This is a genomic window from Aquitalea magnusonii, assembly GCF_002217795.2.
In the GTDB taxonomy this organism is placed as follows: domain Bacteria; phylum Pseudomonadota; class Gammaproteobacteria; order Burkholderiales; family Chromobacteriaceae; genus Aquitalea; species Aquitalea magnusonii_B.
Map to the genome: position 1 here is coordinate 2638539 of NZ_AP018823.1, position 17429 is coordinate 2655967.

Genomic DNA, 17429 nt, shown 5'->3' on the forward strand with positions numbered 1-17429 from the left:
CGCGCTATTGTACAGCCGGCGGGACGGCACTGACAGCTTGCCCTGCCTGCCACCGCAGAAAGCGCAAACTGAGGTGCCAGCATGATAGTGGCGGCTGATGCTGCAAGCCATGACAAAGCCAGGCGCACCCATCCAGCCCGCGGGGGGGCGGCCTGACACGGCCCAAGCGGCATGAGCTGGGCGACAGCGCTTAAATCCGCCACCCCAGAAACCAAAGACTGGCATCTCCCAGCAGCAAGCCCAGCACCATGACCGGGCCGACTTTGCGCAACACCGCTGCGGAATAAGGCTATCGCGGCAGCACCGCCTGCGTTTTTCCACCACGGCAGACGCTCAGCGCCCTAAACACCACCAGCCCGGCAAAGCGGAATTTCTTATCCTGACTCAAGGATAACCAGGCTGGGCCTGCGACAAAATCCGGGCTTCACCACCCCCTCATGCAGGAATAACACATGACTACACTTGCTCCTCAACTGAATACCAGCTACCTGTTCGATGCCCGCGGCATCGCCAAACGCTTCCGCCATGCCGCCATTTTTGGCGCGCTCGAATCACTGCACGACGGCGAAGTCATGCGCTTTGTCAACGATCACGACCCGCTCCCCTTGCTGGAGCAGGTACGCCAGCGTTATGGCCAGCAGGTTAGCTTCCGCTACGCCGAACGCCAGCCGGAGATGATCGTGATCGAGTTCCAGATCAGCCTGGGGCAGCCGCAGGAAAGCGCACCGGCCAGTGGTGGTGGCTGCGGCGGCGGTGGTGGCTGCGGCTGCTCCGGCCAGTAACAGACGCTGGCAAGCTGCTGCCGCAACATGACAATGGCTGTTGCAGGGTCGGGGGCTTTACCCAGCCTGACTCTGTAACAGATTGTTATAAACCCACTGCAGGAATATGGAATACAAAAATCAATAATATCAAATACTTAAAATCATAAAATCATCCAGCAATGTCAGCATCATTACCAGTAAAACACTTTTCAATACTTGCTAACATTTCATCACTTGTCCGTTTTGACCCGCCTTGACTAGACTGCCGCCACTTACTCAGTGAAAGCAGCAAATCATGCAAATGAACAAGTGGATTTCGATTATTGCCCTCAGCCTGGCAGCAACTGCCGCTCAGGCTGGCTCGACAACAGATGCGATTCTTGGTGGTGCAGTAGGTGGTGCAGCAGGCGCTGCAGTGGGTAATGCGGTAGGTGGGCGCAATGGTGCCATCATCGGCAGCGCCGTGGGTGGCGCCACCGGCGTGGCCATCACCACCAAGAACCAGCGTGAGGACCGCGCCGCGCCAGAAGAAGGACGCCGCCATCATCGTCATCACCATGGCCGTCACCGTGGCTGGGACAAACACGACTGAGCCTGGCACGGATGACAAGACAAAAGACCACGCGATATCGCGTGGTCTTTTTCATTTCAGCCGGCACGCCGGATTCAGCCATGCAACCAGGGCTGCACCATGTCCCAGGCCAGTTTGCCGATCAACACCGTAGTCAGCAGCAGGAACAACACCCGCACAAAGCCCGCGCCTTTTTTCATCGCCACCCAGGAACCGGTCATCGCACCCAGCACATTGAAACCGGCCATCGGAATGGCGTACTGGAACAGCACATTGCCGGTAGGAATGAAAAAGGCCAGCGCGGCCACATTGGTGGTGAGGTTGACCACCTTGGCCGCGGCCGAGGCATGCAGGAAATCAAAGGCAAAAAAACGGATGAACAGGAAAATCAGGAAGCTGCCAGTACCAGGACCAAACAAGCCATCATAAAAACCGATGGCCCCGCCAATGGCCATGCCGACGGCCATCTCGCGCCGCCCTATCGTCACCGGCTTGTGCAACTTGCCGAAGTCTTTTTTCCACAGCGTATACATGGCCATCAACACCAGCAGCACCAGCACCAGCGGGCGGATCACCGACTTGGGAATGGCGTTTACCGTGGCCGCCCCGGCAAAGGACATGATAAAGGCGGTGATGGCCGCCGGAATCACCAGCTTCCACGGCAGGCGCACCCGCTGCAAATACGAGCGCGTGGCCGACAAGGTTCCCACTGCCGAAGACATCTTGTTGGTGCCAAACAGCGTGGCTGCCGAATATTGCGGCAGAAAATTGAACAGCGCCGGGGTCTGGATCAAGCCGCCACCGCCAACGGCCGCATCGATCAGACCGGCCATGAAAGAGAAGAAACACAAGAATCCCAAGGTCAACAACATGACTGCCTCCTGATAATGGAAGCCATTGTAGGGCTTGCACCGCCCATGTTGTTGCAATACCGTGTTGCAGTTATTGCAATACAGGGGGCAAGAATGAAGTTGCTATGGGAGTTGCAGGTGTTCTGCGCCGTGGTGGAACGCAAAAGCTTTGTTTCAGCGGCACGCCAGTTGGGTACCTCGCCCAGCAGCGCCACCCGAGCGGTGCAGGCGCTGGAAGAAAACCTGGGCACCAGCCTGCTGGCCCGCTCGCAAAAACAAGTCAGCCTCACCATGGCCGGCGAAGCCTACTACGATACCGCGCGACAAATTCTGCAACTGCAGGAAGAAGTGGAAGACGATCTGGCGGCGCTGGGCAGTGCGCCGCGTGGCTGGCTGCGCTTTTCCGCACCCGAGGTGATGGCCAGCCATTTCCTGCCACCCATCCTGCAACAACTGGCCGAGCACAATCCGCAACTGCGTTTTGACATCCTGTACAGCGACACCATTCTGGAGCCCATCCGCGAGAAGCTGGACTTCAGCATCCGTGGTGCCTACCCCGCCTCCAGCGAACTGATCGGCTTTCCGCTATGGCCTTATCAACGCCGCCTGTACGCCAGCCCGGCCTATGTTGCCAGCCGGGGCCTGCCACGGCAGCCGGAAGAACTGAGCGAACACGCCATCCTGATTCATGCCGCACCGCGCATTCTCAAAGCCTGGAATTTCGTTTCGGACAGCCATCAGGTCAGCCTCAACCTGAATGCCAGCCATCGGGTGAGTTCCGGCAATGCGGTGCTGCAGGCGGCCCTGGCCGGCTGGGGCGTGGCACGCATGGGCGACTGGCTGGCCGAACCACTGGTGGCCAGCGGTCAACTGGTGCGGCTGTGCCCGGACTACCGCATCGTATCCAACCGTGGCGAAGACGCGCAGATGCATGCCGTGTTTGCCAGCCGCCGCATCCCGCGCAAGGCCAGACTGGTGCTGGACGCCATCCGCAGCGCTGCCCAAAGCGCCGGTTTTGGCAACAGCCTGCAGGCGGCTTCCTGATGAAAAAGAGCCGGCAAGGCCGGCTCTGTTGGCTGCACATCAGGCGATAGCAGGCTTACATGGCTGCGCGGTAGATGGCGCAGATTTCTTCGTGCGTGGCCTGAACCGGATTGGTAAAGCCGCAGGCGTCTTTCAGGGCATTGGTAGCCAGCACCGGGATATCTTCTTCTTTCACGCCAAGCTGGGTCAAACCAGCCGGAATGCCCACGCGGGCAGCCAGTTGACGAATGGCTGCAATAGCCTCCGCGGCTTCAGCCTTCGCGCCCAGTGCCACCGCAACATCGGCCAGACGGGCGGCAGCCACCTTGCTGTTGAACACCTGCACATGCGGCAGCAACACGGCATTGCACACACCATGCGGCAAATCGTAGAAACCACCCAACTGGTGCGCCATGGCATGCACATAACCCAGCGATGCGTTGTTGAAGGCCATGCCGGCCAGGAACTGGGCATAGGCCATTTGCTCACGCGCTTCCATGTCCTGGCCGTTTTCCACGGCACGCGGCAGGTAGGCCACGATCAGGCTGATGGCCTTCAGTGCGCAGGCGTCGGTAATCGGCGTGGCGATGGTCGACACATAGGCCTCGATGGCATGGGTGAGCGCATCCATGCCGGTGGCGGCAGTCAGCGATGGCGGCATGCCGGCCATGGTTTCCGGGTCGTTTACCGACAGAATCGGCGTGGTGTGCTTGTCCACGATGGCCATCTTGATGTGGCGTGCCTCGTCGGTGATGATGCAAAAACGCGTCATTTCACTGGCAGTACCGGCAGTGGTATTGATGGCCACCAGCGGCAGTTGCGGCTTGGCCGACTTGTCCACGCCTTCGTAGTCCTGGATCTTGCCGCCATTGATCGCCACCAGGGCGATAGCCTTGGCACAGTCGTGCGGCGAACCACCGCCCAGCGAAATCACCACATCACACTGCTTTTCCTGCAGCAAGGCCAGGCCGGCATTCACATTGGCACTGGTCGGATTGGGATGCACGCCGTCAAACACCGCGGACTGGATATCAGCCGCCGCCAACAGCGAGGCAACCTTGCCGGCCAGGCCGGTCTTGACCAGGCCGGCGTCAGTGACGATGAGGGCTCGCTTGAAACCCTGGGCCTGCATGCTGTCTACGGCCTGCTGCAAGCAGCCGGCTCCCATCAGGTTGACGGAAGGAATGAAGAAAGCGCTGGTAGCCATGATTAATCTCCTTAGGGTGGGGTTGGTGCGACCTGCCTGCTGCGGGAGGCTCCCGCCACCAGCAGGGCCATCCGGCCTGGCCTGTCGCGCCTGTAAGGTTTGATCTCATCTTGGCACTACAGTGGAATGGCATATTGCGTCAGATCAAAACCCGCTCTTTGTAGTTGGAGCACTACAAAATTCCGCCCCTGCGCACCTCGATGCCCGCCCGCCGGAGAGCAGGTGCAAGCACGCCGGCATTAAGGCGATAATCACGGTTTTGCCTGTCCGAGCCCGCCATGCACACCCTGTCTGCCCGCAACTATCTGACCACGCCGTGGAAAAATGGCGGCGGCACCACGCGCCAGATCCTGATCTCCCCACCGGATGCCACGCTGGACAACTTCGACTACCGCATCAGCATGGCCAGCGTGGCGAGCGATGGTCCGTTTTCGCAGTTTGCCGGCGTGGACCGCCAGTTACTGCTGCTGGATGGCCAGGGCTTGCTGCTGCAACGCGGCGATGGCAGCCACAGCCTGCTGGACAGGGATAGCCAGCCGCTGGCCTTTGCCGGGGAAGAGCCCATTCACAGTCAGTTGCAGGATGGAGCCGTGACCGACTTCAATATCATGACCCGGCGAGAGCGCTTCCGGCAGCAGGTGGAAAGTTTCCAACTATGCGGCCAGCACCAGTTGCAAAGCCGTGACGATGTACTGCTGGTGGTGCTGGCGGCAGGCAATGCGCTGACCATACAGCGCGAAGATGGTCGCCGTTGCACCCTGCAGACGCAGGATGCCTTGCTGCTGGAAACGGGGACGAACCTGACCATCTGCAGTACCGAACAGGCCCGTATCATCGTGGTGCGGCTTAACCGGCATGGCCCGGCATGAACTACCTGGCCCACCTGCATCTGGCACCGGACAACCCGGCGGCGCGCGTTGGCAATCTGCTGGGCGACTTTCTCAAGCCATCCCATGCCTTACACCTGCCGCCAGCACTGCAGCAAGGCATGGCCCTGCACCGCCGGATAGACAGCCACACCGACCGCCATCCGCTGGTGATGCAAAGCAAAAGCCGCATCGCACCGATACGACGACGCTATGCCGGCATTCTGGTGGATATTTTCTATGATCACTTCCTGGCGCGGCACTGGGCGCGCTTTTGCAGCATGCCGCTGGCCGACTTTACCCGCCGCAGTTACGCCGAACTGCAGGCGCATCGCCAATGGCTGCCGCCACGCCTGTTGGAAATCCTGCCGCGCATGCAGGCAGAAGACTGGCTGCTATCCTATGCCGAGATTGCGGGGATAGCCGCCGTGCTGCGCGGCTTTTCCCGCCACCGCATCCGGCGTGACAACCCGGTTGCGGCCGGCATTGACGACCTGCTGCAGCACTATGACGCACTGGAGCAGGACTTCATCGACTTTTACCCGCAGCTGCAGCAGGCAATGGGCGGCGATGCCTCAGCGATGCAGCAGGCTGGCATTGCTCTGGATCAGTTCGGAGAACAACTGCTCCACCCCTTCCCACATGATCTGCACCCCCAGGCACATCAGGATGAAGGCTGACAGGCGCAGGAACACCACCGAGCCGGTCTGGCCCAGATAGCCCAGCAGCTTGTCAGCATGGCGATAACACATGTACACCAGCACGGCCAATGACAGCACCGCCGCCAGGCTGGCCATCGGCACCAGCATGTATTTGACCATGGGCTTGCCGGTTACGGTCATCGACGCACCCACGGTGATGGACACCGAAATCGAACCCGGCCCCACCGTCAGCGGGAAGGTCAGCGGATAAAACGCCCGCTGCTTCAGCTCATCACGATTCTCCTGCCGCACCGGCTCACTGGAAGGCTGGTTGCTTTCCGCCGGGTTGTCATTGAGCATGCGCCAGGCCGCCAGTGAAATCAGCAAGCCGCCGGACAACTGCACCACCGGCAAGGACACACCAAAAAACTCCAGCACGAAACTGCCCACATACATGCTGCCCAGCAGCAACAGGAAGCAGTACATGGCAATACGCCGCGCCAGAAACGCCCGCTGCTGCTTGCTGTTGCGTGCCGTCATCGAAATGAAGATGGGCACCAGGCCGGGCGGATTGATGATGGGCAGCAAGGCTGCCAGCACAAACAGATATTTGCTGAAAAAAAGTGACATCAGGGCCATGTTATTGTTCTCCGGGCCAGTGGCCTGCTTGGTGGGGGATGGTGGTCTGGCATACTGCACTTTGTCATGCAGTGCATTGCGCGCCGATTGTAACGTGCGCACTGCCGCCGCACAGCGCAGCCGATAAAAAAATTGTGCCGCCAGCCCGTCACCGGCATGAAAAAAGCCCGGCGGAGCCGGGCTGCTGCGACAAGCGGCGCAATGCGCTCAATCCGCAGCCTGTTGTGCCATACGCGTGGCCGATGCGGCGGGCTCCAACTGGGCATGCGCCTGGGCCAGGGCAATCTTGTCCAGCGCAATCAGCTTGCTGCCATGCTTCCATTTGTAGCCCAGCCACAGCAGCAAGAACAGCGGAATACCGATATAGGTGGCCACGACGCCATTCCAGTCCACCTTGGCACTGGTGAAGGCGGCGTAATTCTGACCCAGCATGATCAACATGCACAGCGCAAAGGCAAACAGCGGCCCCAACGGAAACCAGCGCGCCTTATACGGCAGATCGGCCAGATCATACCCCTGCCGCACATAAGCACGGCGGAAGCGGTAATGGCAGATGGCAATGCCCAGCCAGGCAATGAAGCCGGTCATGCCGGAGGAATTAAGCAGCCACAGATATACCGCATTGCTTTCAAACAAGGAGGTAAGAAAACACAGTGCGGCAATCGCCGTGGTGGCATATAGCGCATTGCGCGGCACACCGCTGTCGGACAACTTGCCAAACCAGGCCGGTGCCATCTTGTTCTGTGCCATCACGTACAGCATGCGGGTGGAGGCATACATGCCGGAATTACCCGCCGACAGAATGGCAGACAGGATCACCGCATTCATCAGGCTGGCCGACAGCGCGAGACCGGCACGGCTGAACACCAGGGTGAACGGGCTGGCCCCCACATCCTGTACATCATTCTTCAGTAGCAGCGGATCGTTATACGGCAGGATAAAGCCGATGATCAGGATGGACAGCATGTAGAACATCAGGATGCGCCAGAAAATCTGCTTTACCGCGCGCGGAATGGTCTTGGCCGGTTGGCTGGACTCCCCTGCGGCCACGCCGATCAGCTCGGTCCCCTGGAAGGAAAAGCCCACAATCATCGACACGCTGACAAAGGCCGCCATCCCGCCGACAAAGGGACCGTCACCATGCATGAACACATTCAGGCCGGGTGAATAACGGCTGCTGTCCGGATTGGTCATGATGCCCCAGATCATCATGAAACCCACGATGATGAAGGCGATGATGGTGATCACCTTGAGCATGGAACACCAGAACTCCGCCTCGCCAAAGCCCTTTACCGAGAAATAGTTGAGGGCAAAGATAATGGCCAGAAACAGCGCACTCCACACCACGCCCGGCACGGTGGGCAACCAGTAATGCATCACGATGGCGGCCGCAGCCAACTCCACCGCAATGGTGACCGCCCAGTTGTACCAATAATTCCAGCCCTGGGCGAAACCGAAGGAGTGATCAACAAAGCGCGAGCCATACACCTGAAACGAGCCGGACACCGGCATGAAAGCCGCCATCTCGCCCAGGCTGGTCATCAGGAAATACACCATCAGGCCGATCAGGGCATACGACAGCAAGGCCCCACCCGGCCCGGCGGAGGCGACGGTGGCACCGGAAGCCAGAAACAGGCCGGTACCGATGGAGCCGCCAATGGCGATCATGGACAAATGACGCGCCTGCAGGCTGCGCCGGAGTCCTTCGCCTTCTCTATTGTTTTCCATAAGTCTGTCCTACTGCAGGGTTTACAACTGATAGCGTTTTGCTCCGCTGGCAAATATCAGCAAAACGTGATGATCGAAACCCTACAGGATGTCAGCAAGAGCAGGAATAATCCAGTGCATTTTTGTATTGAATTGTAAGAATATGAATGTTGAATTTTCCTTTTGTGACATATATCAAGGATTTGACCAGGCTCCGCCACGCCCTGTCAGGCCACGCCCGCACCCGCGCCAGACAGACCAGGCAGAGCGACCGCCAGCACCGGCCCAAGCGGCTGCAACACCGGTGCCACCCCCTCGCCAGCGTCGGCGCTGTGCTGCATGCAACATGCAGACAACCACGCTAAGCTGCGGATGCATAAGTGTTTTTGCCGCCAGCAGACAAAACCTGGCAGCAAATGTGGATTCACTGTTCATTTGTGCTGACAAATCAGCCATTTAGCCGTATAATGCGCGCTGCCTCCTTCCGGACCGTTCCCCAATCGGGGTTTCAATCCGTCTGCCTTGCCTTGGTAACGGCACATTTTGCATGTGCTGCCAGTCTTACCTGCTTGGTTATCGATAGAAGCAATCTGTTATCACAGATCGTGCGGCGCTCCGTGAGGGACTGCCGCATGGGCTATTGGCCCACCCGTTACACTGAAAGGAATCGTTAATGTCCAAAGAAGACATGATCGAACTGCAAGGCGTCGTTATTGAAATGCTGCCGGAATCGCGCTTTCGCGTGCGCCTAGACAACAATGTGGAAATCCTGGCCTATGGCTCGGGCAAAATGAAAATGCACCGTATCCGCGTACTGGTGGGCGACCGCGTTACCGTGGAAATGTCCCCGTACGACCTGACCAAGGGTCGCATCAATTTCCGCCATCCGACCGCTCCGGTCGGCGGCCCGGCCCCGCAGCACTTCAAGCGCCGCTAAGCAGCCACGCCTGTCTCGCGGCCACTCAGCCCACCTGCAGGGTCGCGCAGCCTCTTTCCGCTTGCCAAGGCACGCGGAATCGCTTTGTTTCTGCCTGAAAGCTGGCCAGCCTTGCGCTGGCATCGCCATGGCCGACCACCCCTGCCATCCCCCTGCTGGCTGAGCGCTATTTTTTTCACAAAAAGCGCACAATCCGGCCATCTCATTACAGCTTCCACTTACGAAATCGCTATCTATCCGTTTTTTAACTGGAAAGATTGCATGACACCTGCTTAGATTGAGGAATACTCCTCCCTCAGCGCGTCCGCCATGACCAGTAAACCGCCAAGACAGATTCTGCTTGCCGAAGACAGCAGCAGTCAGCGCAAGCTGCTCAAAGAACTGTGTCAGCAGATCCCCAATGCCGTGGTACATGAAGCCGCCGATGGCAGTTGGGCCTTCCAGCTTAGCCGGCAGATTCCCACGCTCGACCTGGTGATTACCGACCTGAATATGCCGGGCATGGATGGTATCGAGCTGGTGGAACACCTATCCCGCCAACCACATATTCCCTCGCTGCTGCTCATCAGCGGCCACTCGCCGGAATTGCTGGCCAACAGCGTGCGCGCAGCGCAAGAGCTGGGCTTCACCGGCATTGGTCATCTGGCCAAACCGATTGATGACAATCTGTTCCTGACCGAAATCACCCGCCTGCTGGACTTGCCGCAGGACATCATCGACAACAAGAGCAGCCTGCCGCTGATCGACATCATCACCGGCCTGGCACACAACCAGTTTTGTGCGTTCTATCAGCCGATTTACGACCTGCGCCAGGGCAAGGCGGTGCAGATTGAAGCGCTGGCACGCTGGCGTCACCCCACCATGGGCATACTGGGGCCCAACCAGTTCATCGGCATGCTGGAGCATGAAGGCTTCATTTCCCTGCTGACCCACCGCATTGTGCAAACCGGCCTGGATTTGCTGATCCGCGGGCCGGATACGCAAGATTTGCGCCTGTCGATCAACCTGTCGCGCCGCCTGCTGGACGACCGGGAATTTCTGGACTGGCTGGTGGAACAAGTGGAATCGCGCGGCCTCGCGTTTGACCGCATTGTGCTGGAAATCACCGAAACCATGGCCTTCACCAATTTCGGCCACACGCTGGCCACCCTGCTGCGCCTGCGCATGCGCGGCTTCGAATTGTCGCTGGATGACTTTGGCACCGGCCACACCACACTAGAACACATCAAGAACCTGCCACTGACCGAACTGAAGTTCGATCGCATCCTGATCAAGGACATTCACCGCGACGCCCGCAGCCAGAGCATCATTGCCGGCATGGCCAATATCGCGCGCGAGCTGGGTCTGCGCATGGTGGCCGAAGGCATAGATAACCCCCAGGACCTGGACTTCCTGTGCGCGCACCATCCGGATATCGAACTGCAAGGCTTTTTGCTGTGCAAACCGGTGCCAGCCGAAGAGCTGGGCCGACACCTGTTTCCAAGTTGTCAGTCCAGTCGCCGCGCCTGAGCCCGCCCAGCCGGTTCAGTCATCCACCCGACCACGCAAGGCCTTGATGCCGCTGCGCCGGGATTTCCCCTCTAGCCTGCGCTGACGTGAACCATAGGTGGGACGGGTGGCCAGCCTGGCCTTGGGCTGGTGCGACACCGCATCCACCATGGCTTGCAGACGCGCCAGTGCATCGTCCCGGTTCAACTCCTGCGTGCGGTGCTGCTGCGCCTTGATGATGATGACGCCCTGCTTGCTCAAGCGGGCGTCGGCCATGGCCAGCAGGCGCTGCTTGATGTGATCGGGCAGGCTGGAGGCCATCACGTCAAAACGCAGGTGAATGGCGGAGGACACCTTGTTGACGTTCTGGCCGCCGGCCCCCTGCGCCCGGATCGCCGTCAGTTCAACCTGGTTCGGATCAAGCGGATAACGACTCACTGCCACCCTTCCCCGCCGCTAGGGCTTGCAACACCTGGGCCGTACTACGCACCCGGCCCAGGCGCGGGAAAATATGCTTGACGGAAAACTGGTGACATTCCAGCACCTGGCAGCTCATGGCATCTTCGGCCAGCACCACCGCATAATTGCGCTCCCAGGCCGCACGCGCGGTGGAATCCACGCCGATATGGGTGGAAATGCCGGCCAGCACCACGGTGCGGATACCACGCCGACGCAGCTGCAAATCCAGCTCGGTGCCGTAAAACGCATTCCACTGCCGCTTGATGATCTGGATATCACTGGCAGCCACCTCCAGCTCGGCCGGTTGTTGCAACCAGTTGTCCGGCACCGGCGTGGCCGGCGGCACCAGATCGGTCGGCAACTGCAGCGCATCGCCACCATCCGCCGACCAGCCTACCCGCACCAGCACCACCGGCGCACCGGCGGCTCGGAAGGCTTTGGCCAGCGCGGCGGAGTGCTCCAGCACCTGCTCGGTATCATAGGGCTGCTTGGCAAAACCCAGGATGCCCTGTTGCAAGTCGATCAGGATCAGGGCGGTGGTGGCGGGGTCCAGACGTTGCGGCATGGCATTCCTCAAAAGTGACAAGACAGGCTCTGACGATACTACTGCCAGTGCCGCTTCAACAAGAAAAATGGCGAAGCGCCGCAGCGATTCGCCATTCTCTACCAACCGGTCCAGCCAGACCGGGTTTGCGTACCTTGTCAGTCCGGCAAGGCTACCTTGCCATCCTTGCTGAACTGGTAGTCCTTGAACACGTGTTCGGCGCTGAGGATCTGGTAGCTGCCGTCTTCATTGCGACGGGTCGTATCCTTCAGGCGGTAGGTGTACTGACCGCAGGTCCAGCAATCGAAATTACGCATATGGGTACACAGACAGGTCTTGTCCATCACCTTGATGCGGCGCTCGCCCGGATGGGCTGCCACTTCGCGGTTGTACGCCTGGATATAGGAACAGCTACCATTGGCATCCAGCAGATAGCCGTAAGCCTCGCAATTGGGGCGAATGCCATCGCCGATAGCCGGGCAGGACTTGATCATGCGCATCGGGTAACCGGTCGGCGACAACTGGTTCACCTCAATATCATCTTCGGTGGCCTTGAAGTATTCCTGCTGCACTTTTTCCGGCAGGCCGCATTCGCGGGTGACGGTGAAGCGGGTGGCTACTTGTACGGCACTGGCACCGTTTTCCAGGAAGCCGACTGCATCGCTGCCGGTAAAGATGCCACCAGCCGGAATCAGCGGGATGTCCAGCTGTTCTGCCTGCATCCAGGCGCGGATTTCCGCCACGATGGTGGCCAGATCGTACTCTGCCCAGTCCATGCCAAAGCCCAGATGGCCGCCAGCCAGCGGGCCTTCCACCACCACGTAGTCCGGCAGACGGCCGGTACGGGACGACTTTTTCAGGAACAGCTGCAAGGCGCGCAGGGACGAAACAATGATGCCCAGCTTCACGTCGCGAAAACGCGGGTGATCTTCAATCAGCGAGAAAGAGCCCAGATGCAGACCGGCCGCCAGGGTAATGCCGTCAATACCGGCATCCATGGCGGTTTGCATACGCACGCGCAGGGTTTCCTTGGGCGCGTTCATGGTGAGCTTTTCCATACAGTTGATGAAAATCAGCCCGTCGCCCTTTTTGGCCTCCATGGCGGAGCCCACGTGCAACCTGGTTGCCTCGGCCAGGATGTCCAGGTCGAACTTCACCACCGACTTGTCGGCGTTCTCGACGTTGAATTTGTACTGCTTGAGCTTGTCCTTGACAAACTTGGTGTTGAAGCGACGGTCCGTCACCGTGGGTACCATGGCATCGGAGATATGGCCGATGCCACCCAGACGGGCAGCCTCCAGCGACAGGGCGACGGTGGAGATGTCCACGCCCATGCCACCCACCATGATGGGAACCAGTTCATGCTTGCCCAGACGCAGGCGGAAATCGTCAACACACTTCATTTTGATGCACCTCAGTTTGGCTGGGCGGCATTATCCCCCATCCCTCGCCACAAAATCCACTTTTCTAGAGTTTTTGCTCACACCCCAGGTAAGTGGTGCTGAACAACAGCAGGGCAGGACCGACAGACAGGCATCCACACGCAGCATAGACCGGCTTTGTTACGCCCAGTGCATGGCAGGCCCTGATCAGAGCGGAAGCTGATGGCGGCTGTCTTTCAGGGTTTTCATCACGATGTGCGAGCAGATATCGCGCATGCCGGGCACCTTGTTGAGACGCTCCACAATAAAGTCGGAAAACGCCGCCAGATTACGGCAACGCAGCTGCAGGATGTAATTGCACGGCCCGGTCACCACATAGGCAGCCGTCACCTCCTCAAAGGCCTGCATCTGCTGCAGGAACTCGCCATGCCAATCATCGCGGCTGCGATCCAGCGTTACCTGCACAATGGCTTCCAGCTCGAAGCCCAGCGCCACGGCGTCCAGCTCGGCACGGTAGGCGCGGATCAGGCCCTCCTCTTCCAGCGTTCGTACCCGGCGCAAGCAGGCAGAAGGCGACAGCGCCACCTGCTCGGCCAGGTCCTGATTGCTCAGGCGGCCATTGTCCTGCAAGGCGCGCAGGATGCGCATGTCGATTGCGTCGAGCTGCATTTGCACGTTTCTTTCATTATTCATTCACTAATTCGAATAATCTGCAAAATACTGGCAATCAGCAAGCAGAACTTGCAATTGTTCACAATCAAGCCAGTGCTACCATGATGTTTCCCCCACCAAGGAGACTACACCATGCTGACGCGTGAACACTGCCTGGCAGCCGATGCCAGCGACGAACTGGCCGGACTGCGCCAGCAATTCCGACTGCCGCAAGATGTGATTTATCTGGATGGCAACTCGCTGGGCGTGCTGCCACAGGCCGCTGAAGAGCGCAGCCTGCAAGTATTGCGCGCGGAATGGGGTGAAGGGCTGATCCGCAGTTGGAATACGGCCGGCTGGTTCGAGCTGCCGCGTCGGCTGGGCAACAAGCTGGCGGGGCTGATCGGTGCCGGCAGCGACGAAGTGGTCATCACCGACACCACCTCGCTCAATATCTTCAAGGCACTGGCTGCCGCCATCCGCATCCAGCAGCAAGCCGCCCCGCAGCGCAAGGTGATTGTCTCCGAGCGCGACAACTTCCCCACCGACCTGTACATGATCCAGGGCATGATGGACCTGCTGCAGCAAGGCTATGAAATGCGGCTGATCGACGACAGCCTGCCGCTGGAACAAGCATTGAACGAAGACGTGGCGGTGCTACTGCTATCGCACGTCAATTACCGTACCGGTGCCATGCATGACATGGCGGCAGTGACGGCGCAGGCACGCCGTCATGGCGCCCTCACCATCTGGGACCTGGCCCATGCGGCCGGTGCCGTACCGGTCGACCTCAATGCAAGCGAGGCCGACTTTGCCGTGGGCTGTACTTATAAATACCTGAATGGCGGACCGGGCTCCCCGGCCTTCATCTGGGTGGCAGCACGCCATCAGGACCGCTTCTGGCAACCACTATCCGGCTGGTGGGGGCACTCTCGTCCGTTTGACATGGCGGCGGACTACCAGCCTGCCCACGGTATACGCCGCTTTTTGTGCGGCACCCAGCCCATCCTGTCCATGGCACTGGTGGAGTGCGGACTGGATGCCACCTTGCAAACCAGCATGACGGCACTGCGCGAAAAATCGCTGGCACTCACCGACCTGTTCATCCAGCTGGTGGAACAACGCTGCGCCCACCATCCGCTGACCCTGATCACCCCGCGGAATCACGCACAGCGCGGCAGCCATGTCAGCTATCGTCACCCGCAAGGCTATGCGGTGATGCAGGCGCTGATCGCCCGTGGGGTGATTGGCGACTACCGCGAACCGGAAGTGCTGCGCTTTGGCATCACCCCGCTCTACCTGCGCCATGTTGACGTATGGGATGCGGTGGAAACCCTGCGCGACATTCTGGATGGCGCCAACTGGGATCAGCCGCAGTTCCAGCAGCGCCATGCGGTGACCTGATTCCCTGCCCATGCGCACAAAAAAAGCCACCCCGCAGGGTGGCTTTTAGGCTGCTGAGAAAGTGATTGGGTTCGTCTGAAAAACCGCTCAGGCGCGCAGGCGGCGCAGCACTTCTTCCTTGCCGATCAGCGCCAGCACGGCATCCACCGACGGAGTCTGGGTGGTGCCACACACCAGCACGCGCAGCGGCATGCCCAGTTGGCCCATCTTGATGCCTTCTTCGGCGCAGAACGGCTTGAACAGTTCGTGGATGCTTTCGGCGGTCCAGCTATCCAGTGCCGCCAGCTTGTCGGCAAAGCGGCCCATGCGTGCCACGGCGTCGCCAGCCAGGTGTTTTTCCACATCGGCAGCAGCGGCTTCGCGTTTCTTGTAGAAGTAATCCACTTCCACGGCCAGCGCGTTCAGGTCCTGGATGCGCTCTTTCACCAGCGCAATCACGTCCTCAATGGCCGGGCCGGTGGCGGTATCCACACCTGCGGCAGCCAGACGCGGGGCAATCAGCGCTGCCAAGCGGCTGTTGTCAGCGGCCTTGATGTGCTGGGCGTTCAGCCACAGGAATTTTTCCTGGTTGAAACGGCTGGCCGAGGCGCTGACCGCTTCCAGGCTGAACCATTCGACAAACTGCTTCATGTCGAAGAATTCGTCATCGCCGTGGCCCCAGCCCAGACGGGCCAGGTAGTTGAGCAGCGCTTCCGGCAGGATGCCCTTGTCGGCGTAGTCCACCACGCTCACCGCGTCGCGGCGCTTGGACATCTTCTGGCCGTCCTCATTCAGGATCATCGGCAGATGGCCATACACCGGCAGCGGCGCATTCAGCGCCTTCAGGATGTTGATCTGGCGCGGGGTATTGTTGACGTGGTCGTCACCGCGGATCACATGGGTGATCTGCATGTCCCAGTCGTCCACCACCACGCAGAAGTTGTAGGTGGGGCTGCCATCCGGGCGGGCGATGATCAGATCGTCCAGCTCGGTATTGGAGAATTCGATACGGCCCTTCACCGCGTCGTCCCAGGCGACAGTGCCGTCCAGCGGGGTGCGGAAGCGGATTACCGGCTCCACATCAGCCGGAATGGCCGGCAGGGTCTTGCCCTCTTCCGGACGCCAGCGACGGTCGTAGCGCGGTTTTTCACCCTTGGCTTCCTGCTCGGCGCGCATGGCTTCCAGCTCTTCCTTGCTGCAATAGCAGCGGTAGGCATGGCCGGATTCCAGCAGCTGCTGGATGACTTCCTTGTAGCGGTCAAAACGCTGGGTCTGGTAGAACGGACCTTCGTCATAATCCAGGCCTACCCAGTGCATGCCGTCCATGATGGCCTTGACCGACTCCGGCGTGGAGCGTTCAAGGTCGGTGTCCTCGATGCGCAGCACGAAAACGCCGTTGTTCTTGCGGGCATACGCCCAGGAAAAGAGTGCGGTACGCACGCCACCAATGTGCAGATAGCCGGTAGGGCTGGGGGCAAAGCGGGTACGGATCATGATGGAATGAGGTCCAGCCGGATGAAGAAAGGCGCTATTGTACGCCGCCAACAAAACAGCCCGCAAATGCGGGCTCGGATTATCGGCCAAGCCCTCCCGCTTGCCAGACTGAGGGAGGGCCGGAGAACGGTTCAGAACAGATCAGATCAGCGCGCTGACCACCGGCAACATATGGGCTGGCAGCATCTGCGCCATCAGCCAGAACGCAGTACCGGCCAGCATGGCGGCCATGCCGCAGTTGAAGGCACGCAAGCGCCGTGGCGAGGCCAGCCAGCGGCGGATGGCCACGCCACTGCCCGCCCACAGCGCAATGCAGGGCAGGCCCACGGCAAAGGTGATGACGGCAAACAGCAGGCCGGCAGCCAGCGGGTCCATATGCTTGGGCAAAAACACCACCGCAATATTGAAACCCATCAGCCACACTTTGGGGTTGAGCCAGTTGAACAGCAAGCCACCAGAAAAGCCCATCGGTGCCGCCGCGCCATCCGCCTTGTCCACCGCCCCTGCCCGCGCCATGCCCCAGGACAGCCACAACAGATAACTGCAGCCGGCCAGTGCCAGATACAGCTGCACGCTGCTGATCAGCCCTGCCACCTGCCCCAGGAATACCGTCATCAGGCCGATCTGCACGGCCAGTCCCAACGCCATGCCCAGCAAGGCCGGCAGCGTGCGGCTGAAACCGTAATTGACGCCGGACGAGGCCAGCACCAGGTTGTTGGGGCCGGGGGTGATGGACATCACCAGCAGATAGGTGACCAGGGCAACAAGATTCATGACAACTCCAGGGCAGTGCTGGCGGTGGACAGGCTTGCCGTAATCCGG

Annotated in this window: 18 protein-coding genes; 8 read left to right on the forward strand and 10 right to left on the reverse strand. The window is 59.9% G+C overall.

What is annotated here, in order from left to right:
• Positions 1 to 452: 452 nt before the first annotated feature.
• Entirely contained in the window at positions 453 to 782 is a 330-nt protein-coding gene (locus DLM_RS12520) for a DUF2249 domain-containing protein (protein WP_089086060.1), read from the forward strand.
• Positions 783 to 1065: 283 nt separating this feature from the next.
• The gene (locus tag DLM_RS12525; RefSeq protein ID WP_089086059.1) at positions 1066 to 1356 is read left to right on the forward strand and encodes a glycine zipper domain-containing protein; all 291 of its coding nucleotides are present in this window, start codon (positions 1066 to 1068) and stop codon (positions 1354 to 1356) included.
• Positions 1357 to 1430: 74 nt separating this feature from the next.
• Here the strand turns inward: DLM_RS12525 and DLM_RS12530 are convergent, their stop codons facing one another.
• Positions 1431 to 2207 carry a sulfite exporter TauE/SafE family protein gene (locus DLM_RS12530; RefSeq protein WP_197715397.1) on the reverse strand — a complete coding sequence of 259 codons (777 nt, stop codon included), beginning with the start codon at positions 2205 to 2207 and terminating at the stop codon, positions 1431 to 1433.
• Positions 2208 to 2300: 93 nt separating this feature from the next.
• Between DLM_RS12530 and DLM_RS12535 the strand changes: the two genes are divergently transcribed.
• Positions 2301 to 3230, forward strand: coding sequence for a LysR family transcriptional regulator (locus DLM_RS12535; protein ID WP_089086058.1), 930 nt, complete (start codon positions 2301 to 2303; stop codon positions 3228 to 3230).
• A gap of 55 nt (positions 3231 to 3285) precedes the next feature.
• Here DLM_RS12535 and yiaY read toward each other — a convergent pair whose 3' ends face one another.
• Positions 3286 to 4416 (reverse strand): L-threonine dehydrogenase, encoded by a 1131-nt coding sequence (yiaY, locus tag DLM_RS12540; protein ID WP_089086057.1) that lies wholly within the window; start codon positions 4414 to 4416, stop codon positions 3286 to 3288.
• Between the two features lie 278 nt (positions 4417 to 4694).
• On the opposite strand from yiaY, the gene DLM_RS12545 reads away from it, so the two are divergent.
• Positions 4695 to 5285 carry a HutD family protein gene (locus DLM_RS12545; protein ID WP_089086056.1) on the forward strand — a complete coding sequence of 197 codons (591 nt, stop codon included), beginning with the start codon at positions 4695 to 4697 and terminating at the stop codon, positions 5283 to 5285.
• Entirely contained in the window at positions 5282 to 5962 is a 681-nt protein-coding gene (locus DLM_RS12550) for an ACP phosphodiesterase (protein ID WP_089086055.1), read from the forward strand. Before DLM_RS12545 ends, DLM_RS12550 begins: the two co-directional genes overlap by 4 nt.
• Here the strand turns inward: DLM_RS12550 and DLM_RS12555 are convergent.
• A complete protein-coding gene (locus tag DLM_RS12555; RefSeq protein WP_089086347.1) occupies positions 5858 to 6562 on the reverse strand; it encodes a MarC family protein in 705 nt (234 codons plus the stop codon). The two genes, DLM_RS12550 and DLM_RS12555, sit on opposite strands and share 105 nt — an antisense overlap.
• Positions 6563 to 6769: 207 nt before the next feature.
• The gene (locus tag DLM_RS12560; protein WP_089086054.1) at positions 6770 to 8290 is read right to left on the reverse strand and encodes an amino acid permease; all 1521 of its coding nucleotides are present in this window, start codon (positions 8288 to 8290) and stop codon (positions 6770 to 6772) included.
• A gap of 652 nt (positions 8291 to 8942) precedes the next feature.
• Here DLM_RS12560 and infA point away from each other — a divergent pair.
• Together infA and DLM_RS12570 are read left to right on the forward strand one after the other, a co-directional pair.
• Complete coding sequence (gene infA, locus DLM_RS12565; RefSeq protein ID WP_089086053.1) at positions 8943 to 9206, forward strand: translation initiation factor IF-1; 264 nt, start codon at positions 8943 to 8945, stop codon at positions 9204 to 9206.
• A 309-nt stretch (positions 9207 to 9515) separates the two neighbouring features.
• Entirely contained in the window at positions 9516 to 10715 is a 1200-nt protein-coding gene (locus DLM_RS12570) for an EAL domain-containing protein (RefSeq protein WP_089086052.1), read from the forward strand.
• A 15-nt stretch (positions 10716 to 10730) separates the two neighbouring features.
• Here the strand turns inward: DLM_RS12570 and arfB are convergent, their stop codons facing one another.
• The 4 genes from arfB to DLM_RS12590 all read right to left on the reverse strand — a co-directional run bounded on the left by arfB (position 10731) and on the right by DLM_RS12590 (position 13748).
• Positions 10731 to 11132 carry an alternative ribosome rescue aminoacyl-tRNA hydrolase ArfB gene (arfB, locus tag DLM_RS12575; RefSeq protein ID WP_089086051.1) on the reverse strand — a complete coding sequence of 134 codons (402 nt, stop codon included), beginning with the start codon at positions 11130 to 11132 and terminating at the stop codon, positions 10731 to 10733.
• The gene (locus DLM_RS12580) at positions 11113 to 11718 is read right to left on the reverse strand and encodes a hydrolase (RefSeq protein WP_089086050.1); all 606 of its coding nucleotides are present in this window, start codon (positions 11716 to 11718) and stop codon (positions 11113 to 11115) included. Before DLM_RS12580 ends, arfB begins: the two co-directional genes overlap by 20 nt.
• A 137-nt stretch (positions 11719 to 11855) precedes the next feature.
• A complete protein-coding gene (locus DLM_RS12585) occupies positions 11856 to 13100 on the reverse strand; it encodes a nitronate monooxygenase (protein ID WP_089086049.1) in 1245 nt (414 codons plus the stop codon).
• Positions 13101 to 13286: 186 nt separating this feature from the next.
• Complete coding sequence (locus DLM_RS12590; protein WP_089086048.1) at positions 13287 to 13748, reverse strand: Lrp/AsnC family transcriptional regulator; 462 nt, start codon at positions 13746 to 13748, stop codon at positions 13287 to 13289.
• Between the two features lie 135 nt (positions 13749 to 13883).
• Between DLM_RS12590 and kynU the strand changes: the two genes are divergently transcribed.
• The gene (kynU, locus tag DLM_RS12595; RefSeq protein WP_089086047.1) at positions 13884 to 15134 is read left to right on the forward strand and encodes a kynureninase; all 1251 of its coding nucleotides are present in this window, start codon (positions 13884 to 13886) and stop codon (positions 15132 to 15134) included.
• Positions 15135 to 15221: 87 nt separating this feature from the next.
• Here the strand turns inward: kynU and gltX are convergent, their stop codons facing one another.
• On the reverse strand, positions 15222 to 16607 hold the full coding sequence (gene gltX / locus DLM_RS12600; protein WP_089086046.1) for a glutamate--tRNA ligase: 1386 nt from the start codon (positions 16605 to 16607) through the stop codon (positions 15222 to 15224).
• Positions 16608 to 16748: 141 nt separating this feature from the next.
• Positions 16749 to 17381 (reverse strand): LysE family translocator, encoded by a 633-nt coding sequence (locus tag DLM_RS12605; RefSeq protein ID WP_089086045.1) that lies wholly within the window; start codon positions 17379 to 17381, stop codon positions 16749 to 16751.
• Positions 17382 to 17429 lie beyond the last annotated feature (48 nt).